Annotated in this window: 12 protein-coding genes; 8 read left to right on the forward strand and 4 right to left on the reverse strand. The window is 70.5% G+C overall.

Features of this window, described 5'->3' with window-relative positions; all coding sequences use genetic code 11:
* Positions 1-7 precede the first annotated feature (7 nt).
* The 6 genes from Sri02f_RS02960 to Sri02f_RS02985 all read left to right on the forward strand — a co-directional run bounded on the left by Sri02f_RS02960 (position 8) and on the right by Sri02f_RS02985 (position 10,088).
* A complete protein-coding gene (locus tag Sri02f_RS02960; RefSeq protein ID WP_108999787.1) occupies positions 8-1,036 on the forward strand; it encodes a glutamate ABC transporter substrate-binding protein in 1,029 nt (342 codons plus the stop codon).
* A gap of 86 nt (positions 1,037-1,122) precedes the next feature.
* Positions 1,123-2,472, forward strand: coding sequence for a coiled-coil domain-containing protein (locus Sri02f_RS02965; RefSeq protein ID WP_108999476.1), 1,350 nt, complete (start codon positions 1,123-1,125; stop codon positions 2,470-2,472).
* A 2-nt stretch (positions 2,473-2,474) separates the two neighbouring features.
* Complete coding sequence (locus tag Sri02f_RS02970) at positions 2,475-5,219, forward strand: serine/threonine-protein kinase (RefSeq protein ID WP_108999477.1); 2,745 nt, start codon at positions 2,475-2,477, stop codon at positions 5,217-5,219.
* 3 nt (positions 5,220-5,222) lie between these two features.
* Positions 5,223-6,566, forward strand: a complete 1,344-nt coding sequence (locus tag Sri02f_RS02975; protein ID WP_108999478.1) for a PP2C family protein-serine/threonine phosphatase — start codon at positions 5,223-5,225, stop codon at positions 6,564-6,566.
* 276 nt (positions 6,567-6,842) lie between these two features.
* Positions 6,843-8,189 (forward strand): vWA domain-containing protein, encoded by a 1,347-nt coding sequence (locus Sri02f_RS02980; protein ID WP_108999479.1) that lies wholly within the window; start codon positions 6,843-6,845, stop codon positions 8,187-8,189.
* Between the two features lie 66 nt (positions 8,190-8,255).
* On the forward strand, positions 8,256-10,088 hold the full coding sequence (locus Sri02f_RS02985; protein ID WP_108999480.1) for an FHA domain-containing protein: 1,833 nt from the start codon (positions 8,256-8,258) through the stop codon (positions 10,086-10,088).
* Positions 10,089-10,098: 10 nt separating this feature from the next.
* Here Sri02f_RS02985 and Sri02f_RS02990 read toward each other — a convergent pair whose 3' ends face one another.
* Positions 10,099-11,145, reverse strand: a complete 1,047-nt coding sequence (locus tag Sri02f_RS02990; RefSeq protein WP_108999481.1) for a methyltransferase domain-containing protein — start codon at positions 11,143-11,145, stop codon at positions 10,099-10,101.
* 153 nt (positions 11,146-11,298) lie between these two features.
* On the opposite strand from Sri02f_RS02990, the gene Sri02f_RS02995 reads away from it, so the two are divergent.
* Positions 11,299-11,712, forward strand: a complete 414-nt coding sequence (locus Sri02f_RS02995) for a globin (RefSeq protein WP_108999482.1) — start codon at positions 11,299-11,301, stop codon at positions 11,710-11,712.
* 60 nt (positions 11,713-11,772) lie between these two features.
* On the opposite strand, the gene Sri02f_RS03000 is transcribed toward Sri02f_RS02995, so the two are convergent.
* The 3 genes from Sri02f_RS03000 to ettA are packed head-to-tail and all read right to left on the reverse strand — an operon-like array spanning position 11,773 to position 14,543.
* Positions 11,773-12,453 carry a DUF8185 domain-containing protein gene (locus tag Sri02f_RS03000; protein ID WP_108999483.1) on the reverse strand — a complete coding sequence of 227 codons (681 nt, stop codon included), beginning with the start codon at positions 12,451-12,453 and terminating at the stop codon, positions 11,773-11,775.
* Positions 12,450-12,872 carry an acyl-CoA thioesterase gene (locus Sri02f_RS03005; RefSeq protein WP_108999484.1) on the reverse strand — a complete coding sequence of 141 codons (423 nt, stop codon included), beginning with the start codon at positions 12,870-12,872 and terminating at the stop codon, positions 12,450-12,452. The genes Sri02f_RS03000 and Sri02f_RS03005 overlap by 4 nt, the downstream gene beginning before the upstream one ends.
* Positions 12,873-12,878: 6 nt before the next feature.
* Complete coding sequence (gene ettA / locus Sri02f_RS03010) at positions 12,879-14,543, reverse strand: energy-dependent translational throttle protein EttA (protein ID WP_108999485.1); 1,665 nt, start codon at positions 14,541-14,543, stop codon at positions 12,879-12,881.
* Positions 14,544-15,708: 1,165 nt separating this feature from the next.
* On the opposite strand from ettA, the gene Sri02f_RS41050 reads away from it, so the two are divergent.
* Positions 15,709-17,283 carry a hypothetical protein gene (locus tag Sri02f_RS41050; RefSeq protein WP_159106656.1) on the forward strand — a complete coding sequence of 525 codons (1,575 nt, stop codon included), beginning with the start codon at positions 15,709-15,711 and terminating at the stop codon, positions 17,281-17,283.
* Positions 17,284-17,554: the final 271 nt, after the last annotated feature.

Genomic DNA, 17,554 nt, shown 5'->3' on the forward strand with positions numbered 1-17,554 from the left:
CGTGACGATGCGTGCGCGACGTGTGCGGGCCCGGCTGCGGGGCTGGGGCGGAGTAGGGGCGATGGCGGCCGTCTGCGCCCTCGCGCTGGCGCTCGTGCTGATGCTGCCGTGGGCCCGCTCCGGCGGCGCGGCGAGCCCCGGACAGGGCGGCGGCAAGGTCGCCGAGGCGAGCCAGGCGGCCGACGCCGACTGCAAGGATCCCGAGAAGCAGACGCTGGCGCCGTCGAGCGCGGACGGCCCGACGATCGCCGCGATCAAGGCCCGTCAGGGCGAGAAGCGCAAGCTGATCGTCGGCGTCGACCAGAACAGCTACCGCTGGGGCTACCGCGATCCCAACAACACCGGGGCGGCGCTGGAGGGCTTCGACATCGACCTGGTCCACCGCATCGCCCAGGACATCCTCGGCGACCCGAACGCGGTCCAGTTCAAGGCCATCCCGACCAACCAGCGCATCCCGGCCATCCAGGAGGGCCGGGTCGACATGGTGGTGCGCACGATGACGATCTCCTGCACCCGGCTGAACGACGTGGCGTTCTCCGCGCCCTACTTCAAGACCGGTCAGCAGGTCCTCGCCCCCAAGTCCTCCAAGATCACCGGCTATGACGCCACCCTGGCGAAGTCCAGGGTCTGCACGGCGGCCGGTTCCACGGCCAGCACCAAGCTGGCCGACGACGAGAAGGCCGGCAGGCTCGGGGCCGGCGTCGACATCGCCACCACCGTCCCCAACCAGCTCGACTGCCTCGTCCGGTTGCAGCTCGGCGAGGTCGACGCGGTGGTCACCGACGGCGCGCTCGCGGCCAGCCAGGCCGCCCAGGACCCGACGGTGGAACTCAAGGGCTCCCCCTTCACGACCGAGTACTACGGCGTGGCGATGAAGAAGGACGCCGACGATCTGGTACGCCGGGTCAACCAGATCCTGGTGCAGTACCGCGCGAGCGGCTGGCAGGCGTCGTACGACACATGGCTGTCGGCGACACTGGGCGCCGACGCGGCGACGTCCAGACCGCCCGCGCCGCAGTACCTGCGCACGAGCTAGCAGGCCGCCGGGGGAGGCAGGACGGCGGACACCACCGAGCGGACAACCACCGAGCGGACAACCGACACAGCAGCGAGAGGTGATCGATGGGCGTCACGGGACCCCCCGGGCCGGTGATGGACCGGGACGAGGTCGACCGTGCGCTGGCGCGGCTCGGCGCGGAGCACGAGGCGATCGAGACCTCGCTCCTCGCCCTGCAGGACCACGCGGGCCGCAGACTCCTCGAAGGCGCCGAGCTCACCGGCGTCACCAAGGAGCGCTGGGCGTCCGCGGAGGCGTCGATCACGTTGCTGTGGGCGTACTTCGACGCCTACACGGCCGCGCTGCGCGGCGCCCGCGAGATCCGCTCGCGCCGTCGCTGGTCCAGTCGCGACGACCTGGTGGAGCTGACGGAGCTGCTGCGCGGCGAGTCCGTCACGGTCGCCGGATCGGTCGTCGGCTCGGTCGCCGGCTCAGTCGCCGGATCGGCCGAGGCCCCGACGCTGCAGGGCACGGGCAAGCTCAGCCAGAGCTTCTCCCTCACCACCCTCGTCGACCGGATGAACGAGCTGTACGCGTCCTCGCTCGACATGGTCGTGACCGCCGACGCGGTGTGGTCGGCGCTGCCCGCGCGGATAGATTTACTGGCCGCCGAGCTCCAGCGCACGCGCCGGCTGGCGCACTCCGTCGGCGTCCGCCCCGGCGAACACCCTGCGGGCGACGACCTGGAGCGCATCACCCGCACGCTGACGTCCCTGCGCGAGCAGGTGGTGTCGGACCCGCTGGCCTTCTGGGTGCGCGCGCAGGGCAGTTCCGCGCCGGGCGGCGGCCGCCCGGACACCACGGTCTACGACCGCGAGGCGCGCGCCCTGGAGGACGTGCGCCGCGAGATCGACGCCGTGCTGACGGTCCGCCAGGACGCGGAACAGCGACTGGTGCGCCTGCGCGACGTCCTCAGCCGCGCCGACCGCACGCTCGCCGAGGCGCGCACCGCGCGCGGCGAGGTGCTGGCGAAGATCGCCGCCACGGAGGTGCCGGTGGTCAGCGGCCCGCCGACCGCGCTGCAGGAGCAGCTCGCGACGGCCGCCGAGTACCGCCGGCACGCCCAGTGGCACCGCCTGTCCCCGCTCCTGGAGTCCCTGGAGCAGAAGGCGGAGGACGAACTGCTGCGCGCCCGCGAGTCGTTGAGCGCGGTCACCCAGCCGCTGGCGGTCCGCGCGGAGCTGCGCGGCCGGCTGGACGCGTACAAGGCGAAGGTCGCCCGGCACGGACTCGCGGAGGACCCGTTCCTCATCGAGCGCTACGACGCGGCGCGCCGCATGCTGTGGAGCGCGCCCTGCGATCTGCGCGTCGCCGAACAGGCCGTCCTGCGCTACCAGCAGGCGGCCGCCGAACAGCTCACGGCGCCGCGTGTGCCGGAGCAGGGCGGCCTTGAGGACCGTAGGGGGGAGCAGTAGCCATGAGTCAGGCAGGACAGCCATGTCAGCGGCCGGGCTGCGAGGGGTCGTACGAGGACGTCGGCGACGGCGAGCTGTACTGCGACAACTGCGGTCTGGCCCCGGTCGTCTCGTCCGGGGGCCCCTCCTCCGGGGAGGGTCTGCTCGGCTCACCGCCGACCGGCGTGACCCGGGGCGGCAAGGAGGGCACGGGCAGCGCCGGTTCACGCTCCAGCGGGCGCAGCGCCCGCAGCACCCGTACGTCGTCCCAGTCGTCGAAGTCGCGCCGCTCGGTGTCCGGGCGGCTCTCGCGGTCCCTGTCGGGCAAGTCGACGGGGCGTTCGGTGTCGGTGCGCAGCTCCGGCTCGACGGCCGGTTCCTCCGGCCGGACCCGGCTGGGCGTCGGCCTGGTCTCGGTGCCGCAGGTGCCGAAGCCCGACCCGCGCGCGATGGTGCAGGAGAATCCCGAGGTCCCCGAGCGCAAGCGGTTCTGCTCGCGCTCCGACTGCGGTGCCCCGGTGGGCCGTTCGCGCGGCGAGCGGGAGGGGCGCACGGAGGGCTTCTGCACCAAGTGCGGCCACCCGTACTCCTTCGTGCCGAAGCTGAAGGCCGGGGACATCGTGCACGGCCAGTACGAGGTCGTGGGCGCCCTGGCGCACGGCGGCCTCGGCTGGGTCTACCTGGCCATCGACCGCCCGGTGCACGACCGGTGGGTCGTGCTGAAGGGCCTCCTGGACACCGGCGACCAGGACGCGATGGCCGCGGCCATCTCCGAGCGACGCTTCCTCTCCGAGATCGAGCACGCCAACATCGTGCGGATCTACAACTTCGTCGAGCACCTCGACCAGCGCACCGGCTCCCTCGACGGATACATCGTCATGGAGTACGTCGGCGGCAAGTCCCTCAAGGAGATCGCCAACGACCGTCGCACACCGCAGGGGAAGCGGGACCCGCTCCCGGTCGAGCAGGCCTGCGCGTACGGCATCGAGGCGCTCGAGGCGCTCGGCCATCTGCACAGCCGCAACCTGCTGTACTGCGACTTCAAGGTCGACAACGCGATCCAGACCGAGGACGAGCTCAAGCTGATCGACATGGGCGCGGTCAGACGGATGGACGACGACGCGTCGGCCATCTACGGCACGATCGGCTACCAGGGCCCGGAGGTAGCCGAGGTCGGGCCGTCGGTCGCCTCCGACCTGTACACCGTGGGCCGCACGCTCGCCGTCCTCACCTTCGACTTCCAGGGCTACACGACCGCCTTCGTGGACTCCCTGCCCGACCCCGACAACATCGAGGTCTTCCGCCAGTACGAGTCGTTCTACCGGCTCCTCGTCCGGGCCACCGACCCCGACCCGGCACGCCGGTTCGCCTCGGCGCAGGAGATGGCCGAGCAGCTGACCGGCGTGCTGCGCGAGGTCGTCTCGCTGCAGAGCGGCCGGGCGCGGCCCGCGCTGTCGACGCTGTTCGGGCCGGAACTCAAGGTCACGGACACGGAGCTGTTCCCCAAGCTGGACGGTGAGGTGTCACGGCTGGGCGCGCGGGTGGCGGTCAACTCCCGTCGTCTGTTTGGGGGTTACGGGTCCGCCCGGCCCGTTCCCGTTCCCGCTCTCGCGCTCGCCGGTGGGACGGGCGGCGCGGCCACGCCGTCCGGCGCCCCGGGCGCGGCGCCCGGCCTGCCCGGCACGCCCGGCGCCGCACCGGCGCTCGCCTTCGCGGGCGGCGCCGGCGTCGTCCCCGCGGGCGGCCCGCTGCCGGGCGCGGGCGGCGCTTCGCCGGGGGCGGGCGGCGGTTCCGCCGCGGGGGGCGGCGCACCCGCGGTCGTCCCCGGCGGCCTGGTGAAGACCGTCCCCGCACCCGCCGCGGCCCTCGCCCTGCCCGTCCCCCATGTCGACCCCTCCGACCCCAACGCCGGTTTTCTGGCGGGCCTGTTGGCGTCCGCGCCGGCCGAGCTGATCTCGGCCCTGACGGCCGCGCCGGCGCCGTCGGTCGAGACCCGGCTGCGGCAGATCCGCGCCTGGCTGGAGAACGGCGACCACCAGGCCGCCCTCGCCTCCCTCCGCGAGCTGGAGGACGAACAGTCCGACGACTGGCGGGTGGTCTGGTACCGGGGCGTGGCCGCGCTGGTCACCGGCGACCACGAGGGCGCCGCACTGGCCTTCGACGCGATCTACGACGCCTTCCCGGGCGAGCCCGCGCCCAAGCTGGCGCTCGGCCTGTGCGCGGAGGTGCTGGGGCAGCTCGACAACGCCGCCGAGTACTACCGCCTGGTGTGGTCGACCGACCCCAGCTATGTGAGCGCGGCGTTCGGCCTGGCGCGCGTGCAACTGGCCGCCGGGGACCGCAGTCGCGCCGTCCGGACGCTGGAGTCGGTGCCGGAGTCGTCCATCCACTACACGGCCGCGCGGGTCGCGGCCGTGCGGGCCCGGCTCCGGCAGCGGACCGCTCTCGCCTCCGACGTACCCTTCCAGGAGGACCTCGTCGCCGCCGCGGCGCAGGTCGAGGCGCTGGACGCGTACGGCCTCGACCCGACGCGGCGCGAGCAGTTGTCCGCCGAAGTCCTCGGCTGCGCCCTCGACTGGATACTCTCCGGTGGCCGGGACGCGGCGCCGGCCGCCCGGTCTCTGCTCGGCAGCGAACTGGACGAGCGAGGGCTGCGCTTCGGCCTGGAGCGCTCGTACCGCACGCTGGCCCGGCTGGCGACCGGCGGCGAAGAGAGGATCGACCTGGTGGAACGCGCCAATCGTTACCGCCCCCGGACGTGGGTGTAGTCAATGTCGCAGATGCCCCGGCAGGCCGCCCTGCCGACGTGCCCGAGCTGCGCGGAGCCGCTCGACGCGGGTGACCGTTTCTGCGGTGCGTGCGGATACGACCTGTCCGCCGTGCCGCGCCCGGACGACCATCCGACCCTTACGATGAACGGCTCCGCGCAGCCGGCCCCCGCGCAGGGGACGACGCACGGCACGGGCACGGCGGGACCTGCGGGAGCCGAGGCGCTGGGCGTGAACGGCACGGCCGTCCCGGGCGCGGACGCGAGCGGCGTCCCCGGCGTGCCCGGGGCCCCGCTGCCGCCGCTCGCCGCGGCGGGCCCGGGCGCGCCCGTCGCCGGGGTCCGGTTCGACCGGCCCTCGGAGCCCGACGAGTACGCCCTGCAGGCGCCCGACCCCCGGGTGGCCGCCGAGGCCGCGGCGGTGGCCGAGACCGCGAAGGTGTGCGTGGCCTGCCGCGCGGGCCGGGTGGACGACGACGGTTACTGCGAGAACTGCGGACACGCCCAGCCGCGCGAACGCGACCACATGGAGGCGGAGTCGGGCCCGATCGCCGCCGTCAGCGACCGCGGACTGCGCCACCACCGCAACGAGGACGCCTTCGGCCTCGGCTGCACCGCGCTCCCCGACGGCTCGCCCGCGCTCGTGGCGATCGTCTGCGACGGAGTGTCGTCCGCGACCCGCCCCGACGACGCCTCCCTGGCCGCCTCGAAGGCGGCGAGCGAGTCCCTGCTGGCGGCCCTGCCGCAGGGAGCGCACCCCCAGCAGGCGATGCACGAGGCGATCGTCGCCGCCTCGCACGCGGTCAACGCGCTGGCCGACGAGCCGGCCACGGCCCGCGAGCAGGCCCCGCACCAGAACGCCCCCGCCTGCACACTCGTCGGATCGGTGGTCACCGCCGGTCTGCTGGTCGTCGGCTGGGTCGGCGACAGCCGTGCCTACTGGGTTCCCACGGACCGCAGTTCGCCCCCGGCCCGGCTCACCGAGGACGACTCGTGGGCCGCGCAGATGGTCGCAGCGGGCCTGATGAGCGAGGCGGAGGCCTACGCCGACGAGCGCGCCCACGCGATCACCGGCTGGCTCGGCGCCGACGCCTACGAACTGGAGCCGCACACCGCTTCCTTCAAGCCGGACCGGCCCGGTGTCGTGGTGGTGTGCACGGACGGCCTGTGGAACTACGCGGAGGCCGCTGAGGAGATGGCCGAGGTCCTCCCGCCGGACGCCGCCGGCCGGCCGCTGCACAGCGCACGGGTACTGGTCGGCCACGCCCTCGACGGCGGGGGCCACGACAACGTAACAGTGGCCCTCGTGCCGTTCCCCGCCCCCGTCCAGGGGGCAGGATCGGCCTGAGGCCGCGGCACGGGAACGCCGGGACACCCGGCAACCGGGGCACCGGGGCACCGGGGCACCGGGGCACCGGGGCACCGGGGCACCGGGGCACCGGGGCACCGGGGCACCGGGACATCTGAACACCGGAGCACCAGAACGCCGGGGACGCCGGGGACACCGGAAGCGCCGCCGGCACGGGGACACATGGGGAAGCACGCGCACGGACCGGTGGGGACCGGTCCGTGTCCAGACATCGCCCTGCGAACGTGGGGTTTTCCGAGGGGGATCTGAGCAGGCATGGCCAATTTCTCGAAGTCGAACGTGCCGCAGTTCTCGGTGGACGTCTACCAGAACGAGTACCTGCCGGAGGGCGGTCGCGAGGTCAACGCGATCGTCACGGTCACCGCCACCGGCGGCGGCACGGTGGGCAGCGCGGTCGCCGCGCCGCACCTGTACGCGCGGGGCCAGGGCCCGTCCGCCGCCGTGGCGATCATGGTGGACTGCTCCGGCTCGATGGACTATCCGCCGACCAAGATGCGCAACGCCCGCGACGCCACCGCCGCCGCCGTCGACACCCTGCGCGACGGGGTGCACTTCGCGGTGATCGGCGGCACGCACGTCGCCAAGGAGGTCTACCCGGGCGGCGGCCGGCTCGCGGTCGCCGACGCGACCACCCGCGAGCAGGCCAAGCAGGCGCTGCGCCGGCTGAGCGCGGGCGGAGGCACGGCCATCGGCACCTGGCTGCGGCTCGCCGACCGACTGCTGTCCACGGCCGACGTCGCCATCCGGCACGGCATCCTGCTCACCGACGGCCGCAACGAGCACGAGTCGCCGCAGGACCTCAGGGCCGCCCTCGACGACTGCGCCGGACGGTTCACCTGTGACGCCCGCGGCGTGGGCACCGACTGGGAAGTGAAAGAAGTCACAGGGATCGCCTCCGCCCTGCTCGGCACCGCCGACATCGTCGCCGATCCGGCCGGCCTCGCCGCCGACTTCACGCAGATGATGGAGACGGCGATGGGCAAGGAGGTCGCGGACGTCGCCCTGCGGCTGTGGACCCCGGTCGGCACCGCCGTCAGGTTCGTCAAGCAGGTCGCGCCGACGGTCGAGGAGCTGACCGAACGCCGCACCGAGGCGGGCCCGCGCGCGGGCGACTACCCCACCGGTTCCTGGGGCGACGAGTCCCGCGACTACCACGTGTGCGTCGAGGTCCCCGCGGCGAGCGTCGGCCAGGAGATGCTGGCCGCGCGCGTCTCGCTGGTGATCCCGCAGCCTGAGGGCGCCGTCCACAACCTGGGGGCGCAGGGGTTGGTGCGAGCCGTGTGGACCGACGACATGGCCGCCTCCACGTCGATCAACCCCCAGGTCGCCCACTACACGGGCCAGGCCGAACTGGCCCAGGTGATCCAGCAGGGGCTGGATCTGCGCAAAGCGGGCGATATGGATGGAGCGACGGCGAAACTGGGCCGGGCGGTGCAGCTCGCGAGCGTCTCGGGGAACGCGGATACTGCGAAACTGCTTGCGAAGGTGGTGGACGTGGTCGACGCGACGACAGGTACTGTGCGACTGAAGGCCAAGGTCGCGGACGCCGACGAGATGACGCTCGAGACCCGGTCCACAAAGACTGTTCGTGTAAAGAAGTGACCTGAACGAGCCTCCGGGACACCGCAGGCCTCCGGGACACCGAAGGAGAGAGGGGGACGCGCCGACATGCCGACCTGCCCGAACGGACACCAGTCGGGTTCCGACGACTGGTGCGAGGTCTGCGGTCACCGCATGGCCGGTGCCGTGCCCCCGCCCCCTCCCCCGCCGCCCCCGCCCGGCGGTTACGGCTTCCCGCCTCCCCCGCCCGGCCAGGGCGGGCAGGGCGGCCAGCCCGGAGGACGTCATTCGTCCGCCGGGCCCCAGCACGAGCCCGAGCTCTGCCCGCAGTGCCGCACGCCCCGCGAGGGCGGTGCGCCGTTCTGCGAGGAGTGCCGCTGGAACTTCCTGACCAACACGGCGACCTCGTACACCCCGGCCGCCCCACGCCCCCCGGCCTCCGGCCCGGGCGCGGGCGGTCCGGGCGGTCCGGGCCCGCAGGGTCAGGGCCCCGGTGGTCAGGGCCCCGGTGGTCAGGGCGGACGGTTCCAGCCGCCTCCTCCGTCCTACGGGGGCAGCGACTCCTTCGACTACCAGGGTTCACGCCCGTCCCAGGTGAACCGCCCCGCCGAGCCGATCCCGCCGTTCGGCGGCGAGCCCTCGGGACCGGGCGGACCCGGTGGTCAGGGCGGTCCGCCGCCGTTCGGACGCGAGCCCTCCGGTCCGGGCGGACCCGGCAGCACGGCCGGCGGTCCCCCGCCGGGCGCCTACGGTCGTGACCCGTCCGGTCCGGGCGGCAGTCCCTTCGGACGCGAGCCGTCCGGCCCCGGCGGTCGTCCTCCCGGCCCGCCCGGCGACCCCTTCGGACGCGAACCGTCCGGCCCGCCCTCGGACCCCTACCGGCGTGAGCAGCCCGGCCAGTCCTCCGACCCCTTCGGACGCGAACCCTCCGGTCCCTCCGGCGACCCCTTCGGACGCGAGCCCTCGGGCCCCGGCGGCGGCCGTCCTCCGGGCCAGGGCGGTCCCTCTGGTCCCTCTGGTCCCGGTGGTCCCGGTCAGGGAGGTCCGTCCGGCTTCGGCGGCGACCCCTCGCGGCCGGTCCCGCCGCCGACCGGTCCCCATCCCACCGCCGGCCCCGGCTTCCCGGGCCAGGGCGGTCCCGGCGGTCCCGGCGGACAGGGCGGCCGCGGCGGCCAGAACGGTCCCGGCGGTCCCGGCGGGCAGGGCGGCCCCGGAGGCCAGGGCGGCCCCGGAGGCCAGGGCGGCTACGGACAGGGCGGTGGTCCCGGAGGCCAGGGCATTCCGCAGGCCTACCAGCCGTCCGGTCCGTCGGCCCCGTCCGGCTTCCCGCAGGAGACCGGCCGGCCACAGCCCGGCGGCCGGCCCTTCGGCGGCGGTGACGACGACTGGGTGCTCCCCCCGCCGTCGCACACGGGTCCCGGCCAGGGCGACCCCAGGAACCCCGGCCCGGGCCAGGGCGGCGGTGGCTACGGCTACCCGCAGCCCGGCGGCACGCAGGCTCCGCCCCCGCCCGGCCCGTCGTTCCAGCAGCAGCCGACGACCTGGACCGCGACGATCGGCCCGGACCGCGCGTACTTCATGGCGATGATGCACCGCTCCGGCCCCGAGGCCGCGGGACTGAACCTGCCCGCGTACTCGCCCGAGCAGCAGCGCACGCTCACCGGCAACCAGATCACCATCGGCCGCCGTCGCCACTCCACCGGCGAGACCCCCGACATAGACCTGTCGGTGCCGCCGGAGGACCCGGGCGTCTCGCACCAGCACGCGGTGCTGGTCCAGCAGCCGGACGGCAGCTGGGCCGTCGTCGACCAGAACTCGACGAACGGCACCACGGTGAACGGCTCCGAAGAACCGATCCAGCCGTTCGTCCCGGTACCGCTGCAGGACGGCGACCAGGTGCACGTCGGCGCCTGGACGACGATCACGATCCGCCGCGGCTGAGCGAGGTCCGCTAGGCCCGCGGCGCGGCGGAACCCGTCGAACCCGACGGACCGGATGAACCCGGCGAACCCGGCAGGGGCCATGCGTACGGCCCCTCCGGCGCGTCGAGCCAGGCCCAGGCGTGCCCGGGGCCGACCGTGATGCCGTAGCGCTCCCGCCCCGGCATGCCCTCGCGCTCCCACAGGGCGTACGCCTCCTGCGGGTCTAGGGCGCCCCGGGTCAGGGTCAGCAGGAAGCGGAACAGGTCGCTCTCCCTGGCCCGGTGCGGGATCCCGGCGAGCGCCACCGGTTCCGGCTCGGGCCGGTCCGCCCCGCGCAGCGGCACGAAGAAGGCGGGGGTGTGCAGAAAGCGCCCCTCGGCATGCCCGGCGTCCCGCACGGTCAGCAGAATCAGTCCGGTGGCCAGCGGCGCCAGGACGAGCGCGCCGGGCGCGCACTGGGCGAGCCAGGCAGAAGGGATCGAGGCCAGCGTGCAGGTCGCGATGATCCGGTCGAAGGGGGCGCGCTCGGGCACGCCACGCGCCCCGTCGCCCGTGACGACGGCCGGTCGGTACCCGGCGTCGGCGAGATGCCTGCGGGCGGACTCGGTGATCTCCGGATCCAGGTCGACGGTGGTGACGTCGGCGTCTCCGAGCCGGTACGACAGCAGCGCCGCGTTGTAGCCGGTGCCCGCGCCGATCTCCAGGACCCGGTCGCCGTCCTCGATGCGCAGTTCGGCCAGCATCAGCGCCATCAGGGAGGGCTGGCTGCTGGAGGAGAGCAGCACGCCGTCGCGGAGCCGGGTGGCCAGCGGGACGTCCTCGTAGGCGCCGCGCAGCCACCGTTGCCTGCTGCGCGGGTCGGAACTCTCGCACCAGCGCCGTTCGTAGCCGCCGACGCCGCTGACGTAGTAGTAGGGCACGAAGAGGTGGCGCGGGACGGTCGCGAAGGCCTCCCGCCACCGCGGGTCGGCGGCGAAGGCGCCGCTCGCGTCGATCTCGCGCACCAGCGCGGCCCGCTCCGCGGCGGCGAGGTCCGCGAGCCTTCCGCCGATCGCTCCGAGTTCGTGCTCACCCATGCCTCCACTGTGCGGGGCGGCACGCCCCGAGGCGAACCTTGCGGGCGAGGCGCGCGTGTCGGCGGCGGGTGGCGGGTGGCCGAGAACCGGTGGCGGGCGCGGTCGGTGGCCGTAGTCCTAAGCCTCAAGTCCTCCGTCTTCGCGTCTGAGACCATGGGAGGCGTGAAAGAGATTCGGCGCGGCACGCTTCAGGAGCAGACCTTCTACGAGCAGGTCGGTGGGGAGGAGACCTTCCGCCGACTGGTCCACCGTTTCTACCAGGGAGTCGCCGAGGACCCGATCCTGCGGCCCATGTACCCGGAGGAGGACCTGGGTCCGGCCGAGGAGCGGTTCGCGCTGTTCCTCATGCAGTACTGGGGCGGCCCGACGACGTACAGCGAGCACCGCGGCCACCCGCGGCTGCGCATGCGGCACGCACCCTTCGTCGTGGACCGAGCCGCACACGACGCCTGGCTGAAGCACATGCGCGAGGCGGTCGACGAGCTCGGCCTGTCCGAGGAGCACGAGCACACGCTGTGGAACTACCTGACGTACGCGGCCGCGTCGATGGTGAACACCCCGGAGTAGCCCCGCCCAGGGGTCTCCTTGACGCCAGGGGACTCCGTGACGCCAGGGGACTCCGCGACGTCAGTGAACGCTGACGTCGAGCATTCCCAGGCTCCCCGACCGTCGCACGGCGATCGACCCGTACGGTGTCCGCAGCCGCAGCCACGCGCCGAGCGAGAGCAGCGCGAGGTCCCCGGAACCCGTCGAGGGCCGCAGGAAACCGAGCGACTGGGCCGCGTGCACGGCCCGCACGGGCAGGCCGGTGTCGCCGACCGTCCGGGACCAGATCTCCCGCCCGATCCGGTCGAGTTCGGCCCGCGTCCGCAGCTCGGCGGCCAACTCCTCGCTGCGCGACCGGAATTCGGCGACTGCCGCGCCGACCGTGGCGCGCAGCGCGTCCGGCGAGGGCAGCGCGGGCTCGGGCCGCCAGCCGCCGCGCGGCGGCAGCACACCGGCCCACGGCGGACCGGTGACGGCGGCGGGAACGGCGGCCGTGGCGGCGCTCTCGTCGACGGCCTCCAGCAGCTCACCGGCCGACACGGTCACGTCCAGCGTGACGTCCAGGCCGTTCTCGTACGGCTTGGCCAGCCGGACCGCGCGGACCGCGAGCACCTCGAAGGACGGCGGCCGGCCGAAGACGGCGAGCGCGGTGCCGGCCGCCTGCAGGCGCACGGCCGCGCCACGGTCGTAGTGGAGCAGCCGGGAGAGGAAGGCCGCGAGGTCCGCCGCCTCCCCCTCGTCGGCGAGGTGGAGCACCGTCATGCGGCGACGGCCTCCTTGCCGGCCTCTTGGTCGTCGTCCCGGTACTCCGACAGGAACTCGCGCTCCTCGGCGGTGAGCCGGCGCGGACGCTCGGCCTCGAAGTCGAACGGCACGACCACCGTCGAGGCCCGGACGTAGACGTGGTCGCCGTCCTTCACCTCAGAGGTGATCGTGAAGGAGGCGGCCCTGATCTCCGTGATCCACAGCTCGATGTCCACCGGGGTGTGCCGGTGGACGAGCTGCCGCTTGTAGTCGATCTCGTGGCGCGCCACCACGGACCCCTGCTGGAAGTCCTTCTCCGGACGGAACAGGAAGTCGATACGGGCTTCCTCCAGATAGCGGATGAAGACCGCGTTGTTGACATGGCCGTAGGCGTCCATGTCGGACCAGCGCAGCGGACAGCGGTAGAGGTGGCGCAAGATCGATCAGCCCCGGGTCAGCTTCTTGTAGGTGGCGCGGTGCGGACGCGCGGCGTCCGGGCCCATCCGCTCGATCTTGTTCTTCTCGTACGACTCGAAGTTGCCCTCGAACCAGAACCACTTGGAGTCACCCTCGTAGGCGAGGATGTGCGTGGCGACCCGGTCGAGGAACCACCGGTCGTGGGAGACGACCACGGCCGCACCCGGGAACTCGAGCAGCGCGTTCTCGAGGGAGGACAGGGTCTCGACGTCGAGGTCGTTCGTCGGCTCGTCGAGGAGGAGCAGGTTGCCGCCCTGCTTGAGGGTGAGCGCGAGGTTGAGACGGTTGCGCTCGCCGCCGGAGAGCACGCCGGCCGGCTTCTGCTGGTCCGGACCCTTGAAGCCGAAGGCCGAGACGTACGCGCGGGACGGCATCTCGACCTGTCCGACGTTGATGTAGTCCAGCTCGTCGGAGACGACGGCCCACAGCGTCTTCTTGGGGTCGATGTTCGCGCGGCTCTGGTCGACGTACGAGATCTTGACGGTCTCGCCGACCTTGATGGATCCGGAGTCGGGCTCTTCCAGGCCCTGGATCATCTTGAACAGCGTGGTCTTGCCGGCGCCGTTCGGGCCGATGACCCCGACGATGCCGTTGCGCGGAAGCGTGAAGGAGAGATCGTCGATGAGGACCTTCTCGCCGAACGCCTTGGAGAGGTTGTTGACCTCGACGACGATCGAGCCGAGCCGCGGACCCGGCGGGATCTGGATCTCCTCGAAGTCCAGCTTCCGCATCTTGTCGGCCTCGGCCGCCATCTCCTCGTACCGGGCCAGACGGGCCTTGGACTTGGCCTGACGTCCCTTGGCGTTGGAGCGCACCCAGTCCAGCTCTTCCTTGAGCCGCTTGGCGCGCTTGGCGTCCTTCTGCCCCTCGACCTTGAGACGGGTCGCCTTGGTCTCGAGGTAGGTGGAGTAGTTGCCTTCGTAGGGGTGGGCGCGACCGCGGTCGAGCTCCAGGATCCACTCGGCGACGTTGTCGAGGAAGTACCGGTCGTGGGTGACGGCGACGACGGTGCCGGGGTACTTGGCGAGGTGCTGCTCCAGCCACTGCACGGACTCGGCGTCCAGGTGGTTGGTGGGCTCGTCGAGCAGCAGCAGGTCGGGGGCTTCCAGCAGCAGCTTGCAGAGCGCGACGCGACGGCGCTCACCGCCGGAGAGGTTGGTGACGGGCCAGTCGCCGGGCGGGCAGCCCAGGGCGTCCATGGCCTGCTCCAGCTGGGTGTCCAGGTCCCACGCGTTGGCGTGGTCGAGGTCCTCCTGCAGCTTGCCCATCTCGTCGAGCAGCGCGTCCGAGTAGTCGGTCGCCATCAGCTCGGCGACCTCGTTGAAGCGCCTGAGCTTGCCCATGATCTCGGCGGCGCCGTCCTGCACGTTCTCCAGAACGGTCTTGGACTCGTCGAGCGGCGGCTCCTGCAGCAGCATGCCGACGCTGAATCCGGGCGACAGGAAGGCGTCGCCGTTGGAGGGCTGCTCGAGCCCCGCCATGATCTTCAGAACGGTGGACTTACCGGCACCGTTCGGCCCGACCACACCGATCTTCGCGCCGGGCAGGAAGCTCAGCGTTACGTCGTCAAGGATGACCTTGTCGCCGTGTGCCTTGCGCGTCTTGCGCATGGTGTAGATGTACTCAGCCAAGAGAAACCGTCCGGCAGCTTGAAATCAGGCAGTGGGCAGATACACCCCATCTTGCCTGAGGTCCACCCCCGGGTGGTAACCCATATGGTCGGCGCGCTGTGAGCTGGGGTTTCGTCCTGGACGACTGCGGCAGATCTGTCACTGTCGGTCACTGGTGAGTGGCCCCGGTCACCCTCACACGGCCCAGAGACGGCCCAGCATTGATCATCACGGTCCGGCCAGGTGACCGACTGCGGGCACCTTCGACGTGGGCCGCCCGAGCCTCAGCCGACGACAGCTGGCCACGGCGGCGGGCCTGCCGAACGACCAGGCGCGCGTGTGCCTCGCTACACCCCCACCGGCCTCAGCCACGTTGCCTCTGTGTTGGCTGTTGGTTGGCGTCGGGTGCCCTTGGACGGCTCAGGGACGGCGCGGACGTCACCTATTGCAGGCGACAACGACGCCCAGGATCACGAGAGCGATCAAAAACATCGCTAAGCAGCCGCCTACGGCACTCTCCGCTTCCGCCACGATCCCTTTGGGCTTCGGCCGAGATCTCTCGTAGTCGTGCATGCCCCGCGCTACTGCGCGCCTGATCTCTTCTTCGTCCACGTTCTGCCCCCACGTCACACCGCGTTCCTTCAACGCGGCCCGAGGCAACCTACCCGCTAGCGCACCGCCCGTCTGACCTCTTCGTCCCGAACTCTCGGCTGGGAGGTCATCAGGTTCAGGTGGGCTGGTCGGTCGGCCACAGATAGCTGTTGTCGGTCGGCTGCGGCCGAGGAGGTTGCTGTACTCCGCTGCTGTATCGCAACTATCACCCTCCGCTGCGAACCACCACCTGGCCTCAGCCGCGCTCCCGGTGCCCGGGATACACAGCTCTGCCGAGTCGGCCTCATGTGGGTGACCTTGCTCAGGATTGGATACGACTTCGTCTGGGCCCCAGTCGACGCACAGTCAGTCACGATGGCGAGTGCGCCGCCCGACCGGGCGCGAGTGCCTCTGTACACCCCGACCGGTCTTGACCACGTTGTCGTGTGAGCAGCGGAAGGCCAAGGAACGAGATACTGCAATTGGGCTAATGCGCGGAGTAATCATCTTTTCGTGCGGGTAAGGGTTAATAGGTGTTGAGCTGTGAAGATTACAGCAGGAGTTCGGGGAGTTATGTCACAGAAATTACTGAGCCATGGAAATTAATACCCCTCGGGTGTTGCCGCAGGAAGTGCAAGACATCGCTCTATTGTTGTTGGAGCATCCACGAGCGTGGCGAATGCGTGCAGTGGAGCGAGTTGAACTGTCAAGTGAGCTATGGGCAGAACATGATAGGGAAATTCACGTCCGGCCACTCGGCGAGGTCGCCCACAAACATCACACAAGGCGGGGCCATATCCCCAACCTGCAAACGTTGATGGGCCGCCTCCAGGAGGACAAGAAAGAGCGCATCAGCCTGATTTTGCCGATCACGGCACTACCTAGGGTACCTATTCTTGATCTGAATATCACTGTGGCGGGGAAGCGGGTCTATAGGCTTCCTCTTTGGGAGGGGGCCTTGCTTCAGGCTGCCTTCATGAGGAATCTCGCGGAGAATGCCGGTCTTGGTCCGCTCTCAGAGAAGTTGTCCATGCTTCTTGCGGCGCAATTTTATTATCCGTCTTATGCGTACGAGTCGACGCTTGCACGCTATGAAAGGCTGACACGATACCCAATTAGTTGGTGGCGTCGAACCAGAAAATTGTGCAACAAGGTTGATCCCATGCGTGAATATCTAAGCTCGCAATTGGGATTTGTCATCTATGATAGCGCATACGAGAGGTGGGTGCATATTAAAGAGGAGATCAGTCGAGCGGTGAAGGATTATGAGCCAGAGGATTACAAAAGTCCCACAGAAAACCCTTTGATTGCCCTTCCGCAGTTTGCAAGGGAGTTCGCGAGAAGGTGCCGACAGGAACTTAAGGCGGGCGATGTTACGGATGCGCTAGTTGAACTTCAATCGCTCATCAATGGTGCGCAAAACGTGCAAGAGTCAGAGCAGGCTGAATACAGTAAGAGATTCCTTCGGGCATATGCTGGATTCGGGCTGAGGTGGATGATGTTCGCTCGGTGCCGAGTGCCTAAAGACAGTCCATTCGTGATCACGGTGAGCGAGAAGCGCCCCATCGTCTTTACGCGCAAGAGGAGCAAAAATCCCAACAGGAACCCTAACATGCATCTCCTCGTGGGAAAAACCGCTTGGAAACTCATCACATTCCGTGACGCGGAGACCAACCATGTGAGTATTCGCGTGTCTGACCCTGCTGTGCGGCTTGCTCATTGGCCGGAAGATGAGCAGGTTCTGGCTGACGGATGTGCTCCTGTTGAAAAGATCCCCGATGAAGAAGAACGCACCTCTGAGCTGTATGTTAGGCATGATGCTTCCGAAGCGCGCGATGAGCGCCTCTGGATTAAATGTCACCTGCGACTATCGCGGCTATCCTCATGGATGCTCAGTTTCACTATCGGAATTACGCTGACTGCTCTGGGTTTGTTGTGGTGGCGCGGGATTGGTGAATATCGGACCAGTGGGGCGAAGCAAGGGCTAGGGGCCAAGGATGCAGCTGTTATCCTCATTCCCGTCGCCTTTGCCGCAGCCACCTTGCTTGCGCGCGAGTCTTCTACAATGGGCATGCGTCTCCGCAGAGTACGGCAATCAATCCTCTTGGGGCTGCTTTTCGCGTTGCTAGGGTCGGCCTTCATTCTTTACTTCGTTCACCATGTAAACTAGGCCGTATGCAGCCTGTCCCGCAGCGGCGCCAGAGGATATTGACGCGTTGGCGGTCGCCATGACATGGCTGGCCTGCTCGACGACGTGGCGACCCACTTCGAGGCCTGAGGCTCGTCAGTCCGTCTCGATGACAGCCAGGACAAGCCGTCTCTGTCACTCGCCATCCGCTTGCATCATCGGCCCGCCGACGCACCCTGAATGACGGGGCATCACGATCCCTTGGATCAAGCCTTGTCGTACAGGCTGGTCATCGACTGATCGCACGGTACCG

The organism is Streptomyces rishiriensis (genome assembly GCF_003112535.1).
GTDB lineage: Bacteria > Actinomycetota > Actinomycetes > Streptomycetales > Streptomycetaceae > Streptomyces > Streptomyces rishiriensis.

Coding starts and splice junctions, on each gene's coding strand:
- Sri02f_RS02960 (WP_108999787.1), top strand. CDS start 8: ATGCGTGCGCGACGTGTGCGGGCCCGGCTGCGGGGCTGGGGCGGAGTA.
- Sri02f_RS02965 (WP_108999476.1), top strand. CDS start 1,123: ATGGGCGTCACGGGACCCCCCGGGCCGGTGATGGACCGGGACGAGGTC.
- Sri02f_RS02970 (WP_108999477.1), top strand. CDS start 2,475: ATGAGTCAGGCAGGACAGCCATGTCAGCGGCCGGGCTGCGAGGGGTCG.
- Sri02f_RS02975 (WP_108999478.1), top strand. CDS start 5,223: ATGTCGCAGATGCCCCGGCAGGCCGCCCTGCCGACGTGCCCGAGCTGC.
- Sri02f_RS02980 (WP_108999479.1), top strand. CDS start 6,843: ATGGCCAATTTCTCGAAGTCGAACGTGCCGCAGTTCTCGGTGGACGTC.
- Sri02f_RS02985 (WP_108999480.1), top strand. CDS start 8,256: ATGCCGACCTGCCCGAACGGACACCAGTCGGGTTCCGACGACTGGTGC.
- Sri02f_RS02990 (WP_108999481.1), bottom strand. CDS start 11,145: ATGGGTGAGCACGAACTCGGAGCGATCGGCGGAAGGCTCGCGGACCTC.
- Sri02f_RS02995 (WP_108999482.1), top strand. CDS start 11,299: ATGGGAGGCGTGAAAGAGATTCGGCGCGGCACGCTTCAGGAGCAGACC.
- Sri02f_RS03000 (WP_108999483.1), bottom strand. CDS start 12,453: ATGACGGTGCTCCACCTCGCCGACGAGGGGGAGGCGGCGGACCTCGCG.
- Sri02f_RS41050 (WP_159106656.1), top strand. CDS start 15,709: ATGGAAATTAATACCCCTCGGGTGTTGCCGCAGGAAGTGCAAGACATC.